Source organism: Peribacillus sp. NPDC055009, from assembly GCF_053608705.1.
The window spans coordinates 39582-47205 of record NZ_JBSGVZ010000029.1 but is presented as its reverse complement, the minus strand read 5'-3'; the positions used below and the strand labels follow the sequence as shown (position 1 = coordinate 47205).

General features: G+C 33.8%; 6 protein-coding genes. 5 read left to right on the top strand and 1 reads right to left on the bottom strand.

Annotated elements, in window-relative coordinates:
* The first annotated feature begins 307 nt into the window (after window positions 1-307).
* Window positions 308-643, top strand: coding sequence for a hypothetical protein (locus tag ACWF5P_RS25690; RefSeq protein ID WP_434169189.1), 336 nt, complete (start codon window positions 308-310; stop codon window positions 641-643).
* 317 nt (window positions 644-960) lie between these two features.
* Here ACWF5P_RS25690 and ACWF5P_RS25685 read toward each other — a convergent pair whose 3' ends face one another.
* Window positions 961-1842 carry a LysR substrate-binding domain-containing protein gene (locus ACWF5P_RS25685; RefSeq protein ID WP_434169191.1) on the bottom strand — a complete coding sequence of 294 codons (882 nt, stop codon included), beginning with the start codon at window positions 1840-1842 and terminating at the stop codon, window positions 961-963.
* 546 nt (window positions 1843-2388) lie between these two features.
* On the opposite strand from ACWF5P_RS25685, the gene ACWF5P_RS25680 reads away from it, so the two are divergent.
* The 4 genes from ACWF5P_RS25680 (at window position 2389) to ACWF5P_RS25665 (ending at window position 7574) form a co-directional block, all read left to right on the top strand.
* Window positions 2389-4032 (top strand): PucR family transcriptional regulator ligand-binding domain-containing protein, encoded by a 1644-nt coding sequence (locus ACWF5P_RS25680; protein ID WP_434169192.1) that lies wholly within the window; start codon window positions 2389-2391, stop codon window positions 4030-4032.
* Between the two features lie 503 nt (window positions 4033-4535).
* A complete protein-coding gene (locus tag ACWF5P_RS25675) occupies window positions 4536-6017 on the top strand; it encodes an amino acid carrier protein (protein ID WP_434169193.1) in 1482 nt (493 codons plus the stop codon).
* Between the two features lie 319 nt (window positions 6018-6336).
* Window positions 6337-6519 carry a zinc ribbon domain-containing protein gene (locus ACWF5P_RS25670; protein WP_452445462.1) on the top strand — a complete coding sequence of 61 codons (183 nt, stop codon included), beginning with the start codon at window positions 6337-6339 and terminating at the stop codon, window positions 6517-6519.
* 362 nt (window positions 6520-6881) lie between these two features.
* A complete protein-coding gene (locus ACWF5P_RS25665; RefSeq protein WP_434169194.1) occupies window positions 6882-7574 on the top strand; it encodes an SDR family NAD(P)-dependent oxidoreductase in 693 nt (230 codons plus the stop codon).
* Window positions 7575-7624 lie beyond the last annotated feature (50 nt).

The window sequence follows — 7624 nt, the reverse complement described above, 5'->3', positions numbered from 1 at the left end:
GATTAAATATTTATTTTATTATAATACAAATATTTACCAAAAATATGAATGTTAATTTTCAAAGAAAAAATCAATTCAGTTATGGCAGATGAGTTTCTATACAATGAAGCATCCTTTGCAAAACGGTCAGGCGCTGTATTTGTTGCGGAAAATCGTCAGTGAATCTGGTTTTTATGTGTTAATTTCTATATTTGGAATAAAGGGTCAGTGCGGTACACAAAAGGGAATTGTGTATCGTCCTTTTTAGGGAAAAAGGAGGATTTTACGTTTCATTTGGAGAATGTTTTGACAAATGGGGGTGGATTATTTGAGACAACATTTTGAACAGGATTTATCTAGAGAGGATATTTTTAGAATGATTGTTAAGCACCTTGATGTATTTCCGTTGACTAGTCTAGAGGCTATCAGAGAAGTGATCAGGAGTTCATTAAATCAAAGAGGCTTGATAGGGGGGATGAACACACAAACAGGAGCCGCTACATATAACCGGAAAATATCAGACCAGGATATCCAATTAATAAATGATTGTATTTGTGACCTCTTAAATAGCCGCGTTATCCAACCAGGTATTAATGAAGTCAATCAGGATTTACCATGGATTTCTGTTTTTGATAAAGAGAAACTTGAAACATATCTAAAATGAAAAGTATAGTATTTAATTTGAAAAAATTTCCTTTGTAATTCGTGAAATATTTTCTTCTTCACTTAAGGTAAGCTTTAACGCCAACTTAGAGGTAAGTTTTTTTCCATATTCTCAGTATATCACGGCCCTATCAGATTAATCTTCTAGTCTGCAGAATTCGTAAATCTCTAAGCTAGTTCAAATTTAGCTGCTCCAATTTTCGTCTGTACGACTTAATTTCCGTGCACGTTCTCAGATTATAATAAAATTAAGTGGCTCGAAAAGGGTACCCCCCTTTTTGAGTCATTTAATTTTATTCGCGAAAAGACGCTATAATGTTAAAAATCAAGTAAATTGTTGTCACTTAACCATGAGTGGACACAATCAACAAACTTTTTAGTTGCAGGTGACATATTCGGTTTTACAGCAAGGCCTATAAAGCGAAAAGATTCAATTTCTAAATTAAGAATACCAATATTGGCAGGAATGCCCGACAAAGTCATTTCAGGTCTAATACTAATGCCTAAATTATTTTGTACCATTGCAATAATCGCCTGATCATCCGATACCTCAAATAGTACGTTAGGCTTTATATTATTCTTTTTAAAAATTTGCTCTATCTCATTGCCCCAGCTCTTTTTGGGCATAATCAAAGGCTCAGTTTCAATTTGTTCAAAAGAAATAGTATTTGATGTATGAAGAGGATGCTGATCTGACAGGATACAAAGCATTTTATCCTTTTTTAAAGGAAGAAATTCCAACGATTTTGTGATAGGTGAAGTGAGAAATCCACAATCTATGCCTCCGGTTGAAACCTCATTTTCTATGGTAAGGTAATCACCCTCAAATAACTTTACGATGATTCCTGGATGGGCATCTTGAAACTTTTTTATAATAAAAGGCAGCCATTGTGCAGCAACACTTGTAAAGGTACCTATCCTGACTACGCCTGTTTCTATACCATTTATTTCTGAAGCTTCTTGTTTCATTTTATCGTTCAGGATTAGAATATCCCGAATATATTCAAGCATGCGTTCACCATTGCTTGTTAAAAAAATCCCCGCTTTCCCTCGTGTAAGTAAAGAAAAACCTAATTCGTTTTCCAAACTAGAAATTGCATGGCTGATACTTGATTGTGTTAAATTTAAAAGTTTTGCAGCTCCTGTCAGACTTCCCGATTCCACAACAGCATTAAAGGCTTCATACCGATTAAGTGTCATTTAATTCTCCCTCATCTATCGAATTAATTCATGTTTACTATTATAAACATTCAATTTACTAATTCATAATGATTTCTTATACTTAAGGTAATCAATTTTACTTTAATGAAAATTTTACTCTGTAAGGTAGAATGCAAGACTATTAAGAGTTAGCAAAGTATTTCGTTAAAACTATTTTGAGATAATTGTAAGCGCTTTAATACAGGTCTGTATTAGTGATAAATATTTTGTTTTTAAATTATGGATGCTCTCTTTTTGAAAATATATAAACGTTGATAAATAAGGTTTTATGTCACTTATATGATTACTCAAATAGATTTTTGAAAAAATGGTGTCAGAAAATATGACAAGAATATTGATGGGAGTTTAGTTTTCAGAATATAATGTTTTTATAGTTAAGAAGAGATAACATTGTGTTACGTTTCATCCAACTTTTTATGCTAATTATTCAAAGTGTGGGAGGAATATTGAAAGGTTTTTTAGACAACTTCAGTGAGGGGAAAAGAATGGTTATTGCTTGCTTAAAACTAAAGGGGGAAGTTGTCAATGAACTTTGAAGTTAAATTATCTGTAAATGAAATTTTAAAAAATAAACACTTTGCAAGTGCTAAGGTTTTGGCTGGCAAAGGAGGACTTGATCGGCTAGTTCGATGGGTCCATGTTATGGAGGTAGATTCAATTGAAAGCCTCTTGAATGGGAATGAATTGATTCTATCTACAGGGGTTGGATGGAAAAGAGGTGAAAATACTTTTACTTCATTAATTCAACAATCCATTGATGCTAACGCAGCTGGTCTTTGTATTGAGTTAGGAACATACATCTCCGAGATACCAGAAGCCGCTTTACAACTAGCCAATACAAATGACTTTCCCTTAATCGTTTTTCAGAAAAAAGTTCGCTTTATTGACATTACACAGGAATTACATAGCCTCTTGATTAAAAAGCATTATAGAATTTTGACTGATTTAGAAGATTACTCAAATAGGTTAAACCAGCTTCTTCTTTCGGCAAACCCACAACAAAGAATTCTCCAGTTAATACATGAACATTTAAAATTAACAGTTTTATATATTACCAATCAAGGTGAAATTGAAATTATTTCTAAGAAGGAAAGAGCAGAGGAAGAGAAAATAATACAATTGTTTAAAAGTAACAACATATCAAAACATATGAGTGTGGCACATCAATCTGTACAGGCTTTAAACCAAACTTTTGCTGATCTCTTTGTTTTTTCGGAATCGGGTTCCATAACAGAATTTGAATCCCTCATCCTAGATCGCAGTGCTATAGCATTGGCACAAAGCCTTTTGCGTGAATTATATATTGAAGAACAGAGAAAAACTAAAGAAGCGGAATGGGTACGGCGTTGGCTTGAAGGGGAAAATAGCGCTGAACAGATTCAAAAATATCTTTCAGAGCTTGAACCTAATCTCAAATCCAATACTTACACGGTTTTACTTTGCAAAGCAGATAACATAGAAAAAGTAAGTTCAGAATTTAACTATATAAAAATCTACTGTCGTTCAATGTTTGAACAAAAAGGTATATTTTTATTGACAGATATAGGGAAAAATCAAATTATTTTTATCCTTATAAACAAATGGAAGAAAGAAGACTTTAAGCGCAGAATACAAGAAGGAATAGAAGTTCTAAAAAAATCTGACTCTTTTAAAAAATATAAATTTTCAGATCTCAGTTTCAGCGTCGGTAAATTTGTTACTAATCTAAACGAAGTTAGAAACAGCTATACTTCAGCAAAAGAGACTATGAATATTCGAGAAAAAATACCCAATGAATTAAACAGTATTTTTTATGAAGATTTATATATTTTTCGGATGGTATTAGCTGCTCATGATCAAGGAATCCTTAACGAATTCATCACAGATTATATAGGTCCAGTTATATCACAAGATCAGCAGAATAGTGGAGAATTACTAAAAACATTAAAAACATATTTACAATGTAAAGGTGCAAAAAAAGAAACCGCCGAACAACTTCACATTGTACGTCAAACCCTGTATCATCGACTCGAAAAATTATATGAATTAATTGGAAGGGATTTCATGGATCCATATAAACGTCAAGCCATAGAAGTTGCCATTTCCTCTTATGAATATATTTCTGCTTCTCAGTCTAAGTCTGAATATGAAAATACTACGTTTCCGCGGGTGGTTAACCGATTGTATTAAACTAAGGTCTTTTGTATTATTTGGAAGCAAGAAAACCTATAGCATGGTAGCACTCTTTACCCTTTAGCTTTTTGAGCAATGCTGAAGAGGATATAAAACGCTAAGATCTATTTCATCATTTAGATACAAATGATGTTTTAAACAACTAAGTGAATGATACCTCTAAAAGAATGAGTTCTAATAGCAGCTAAGACAGACTGATTGTTTTGTGTCTTTTTAAAAAAGAAGGATTGCAGAATTACTAAAACCTTTGAAAGAAGCTTTTTTATGACAACTTGTAAATAACTTTTTATCCACACTCTTTCATGATGCAGAAAAAAATGACAGAATATCTTACACCTTGTCCAATGGTCTGTATTTATATAAACAATATAATAATCTCATTCATAAATAGGAGGTTTTATAGAGAGATTCCGGAATATTCAATCTACGGTGGGGTGAAACCCCGTAATTTTGAATAGGAATACGTATCAAAAAATTGATCTTTGTACAGGGGGATTTCGATGAGTGACATTGTTAATTGGTTAAATGGTTATGTCTGGAGTCCAGTCTTAGTTTATTTGCTTCTAGGAATAGGTTTGATGTATTCAATTCTCACACGTTTTGTACAGGTAAGGTATTTTATAGAGATGATTAAGCTAATTTTTGAGGGCGGAGGTTCTAAGGCTGGGGTAAATTCTTTTCAATCATTAGCTTTGTCATTGGGAGGTAGAATTGGTGTAGGTAATATTGCAGGTGTAGCTACTGCTATTTCGTTAGGGGGACCAGGTGCTGTTTTCTGGATGTGGTTTGCAGCATTTTTAGGAAGTGCTACTTCGTTCGTCGAAATTACTCTTACCCAAGTATACAAAAGCAAAATTGATGGTGAATATAGAGGGGGTATTCCTTTTTATATTGAAAAAGGATTAAACATGAGGTGGTTTGCCGTCGTTTCTGCAATCTTAACATTGTTTGTCATGGGTTTTTTATGGCCCGGGGTACAAGCCAATACAGTTGCATTGGCATTGAATGACGCTTTTGGAATAACACCAATCATAACTGGAATCTTCGTGGTTATTTTCCTAGGGACTATAATTTTTGGCGGCCTTAAGAGAATAGCCAAATACTCTGAAATCGTAGTTCCTTTTATGGCTTCTGGTTATGTCCTCATGTGCGTGATCATTCTTACTTTGAATTATGCTAAAATTCCAAGTGTTCTTTCCTTGATTTTTAATAGTGCTTTTAGTTTAGATGCGACTTTTGGAGGGATAATAGGGGCTGCAATTGCATGGGGAGTTCAAAGAGGAATTTATGCAAATGGAGCTGGTTTAGGTAGTGAAACGTTTGAATCTGGTTGCGTAGAGGTATCTCATCCAGCCAAACAAGGATTAGTTCAAGCATTTTCTGTTTATATTGATACCTTTTTGATCTGTACTTCAACGGCATTTATGATTCTGGTTACAGGAATGTATGATGTAAAACCAGAAGGGATGGAGCCTATTACGAATAAACTTGGAAACGTAGCACCATCTATGTATACTCAGCTCGCAGTTGATTCTGTTTTCCCTCAATTTGGTGCCGGTTTTCTTGCGATTGCTCTGTTATTCTTCTGCTTTACAACACTTACTTCTTATTATTATAAAGCAGAAACAACCCTTGCCTATCTTAGACAGTATTTAAAAGTAAAATCAATTTGGCCAAATCACCTATTGAAAGTGACCTTACTAGCCACTGTACTGTATGGTAGTGTTAAAACAGCGGACACAGTATGGGCAATGGGAGATTTAGGTACAGGGGCGCTAGCTTGGTTAAACCTCACTGTTGTTTTTTTTCTTACAAAGACAGCATTAAAGGTACTTAAGGATTATGAAATGCAGAAAAAGAAAGGAGAAAATCCTGTATTTGACCCTGTAAAGTTAGGGATTAAAGGAGCGGACTTTTGGGAAAAAGAATATGGGAAAGTCGAGCAAGATATACCAGCAAAACAAGATAAATTATCAGTGTAGTAATAGTATAATCATTTGTAGATCACTTTGAACAGACGTTTCTTAGAAACGAATCTGTTCTTTTTTTGATTTAATTATCGATCATTTTTTCTAGGTCTATTGTTTTTTATAGGTATGTTTTTCATGTGAAAAGTTCACTCTTTTGATTTATATGCTTGCTTGCGATTTTTTTGAGAGAGATGGTTGAATAAGCATATTTATAAATCTCCATAAAAAGCAGCTGAGTTTTTTAAAAATGACATTTTTTTAAAATTAATTACAAATTGTAAATTACAATAAAAGTATTACCGTCAAATCAACTGGAGGGAATACATTTTACATGATTATTATGAAAGACAGAAGAAAGAAGGAAAAGACCCTGTATTCGATTCATGTAGAATGGGGAATGTTCCGCCAGTTTCTGGCGTATAAATGCGAGCTCAATGGCGGCCGGCTGGTCAAAGTGAAGCCGCATTTCTTCCACTTGTGCAGTGCAAGCTCAATAAACTGGCTTGTTGTCTAAAGTTTTTCAGTCATCATTTCCGATGGGAAAACCCATACTCCCGGCTTCCTAGAGGGAGATGAATTGTTTCCCTTCTAGTCATTTTTTGGGGCAATTCCTTCATTCCTTTTTACATATAGTAACTGCTGTCAGGATTAAACATACTTCACTTAAACCCTTTTTATCTTTCTTTTCCCATAAAAAGCACCATTTTGTACTTTGAATTGTTATTTTAGTTGTCTCAATATATTACTACTAATCATTATGGTATTTCCCCCGTTCATTTTGTTCCTAACAAAGGAGGTAAATGAACGGAATTTTAATAAGTATCTTCCTTTAAAGAGAGCTATTACAATTCCTACTAGGAAAAGGAGAGAATTCAAATGGATGTTCATGTTGTTGTGATTACAGGGGCTGGAAGTGGATTGGGTGCTTCATTGGCAAAAAAATATTCTGATCTAGGCTGTCATGTATGTTTGCTTGGACGAACTCAAACAAAACTTATTCGAACAGCTGAAACATTAAGCCATAATCATTCTATTTATGAAGTAGACATTTCATCTAAAAGTGATGTAGCAAAAGTCATGCAATTAATTAAAGAAGAAGTTGGACAAATTGATCTATTAATTAACAATGCAGGAGTTGGGATCTTTGATTTGACTGAAAATTTAAGTGAAGAATCCATCCACCAAATGATTGATATAAACTTAAAAGGAACCATCTTTTGTACTCAAGAAGTATTAAACGACATGAAAAAGAGAAATCAAGGCTATATTGTCAACATTGTCTCTTTGTCTGGTAAGCGAGGAAAAGCTATTGAGTCGGTTTATAGTGCAAGTAAATTTGGCGCAAGAGGATTTACTGAAAGTTTAGCGATTGAACTTGAGCATACTGCGATTAGAGTATTTGGAGCTTATATTGGGAATATGAAAACTGAATTATGGGGGGGAGCTAGTTCAGAAGACAAGTTTATGGAACCGGATGATGTTGCAGATGTCATTATGGAAAGTATCAAACCGCGAAAATACGCATCAGTTGAAGAAATTATTATTAAAAATAATAAAGATAAATATTAAAGAAAGCGTTAATATAAATTCTCTACCATATTCAAGATAAGGGATGCTCT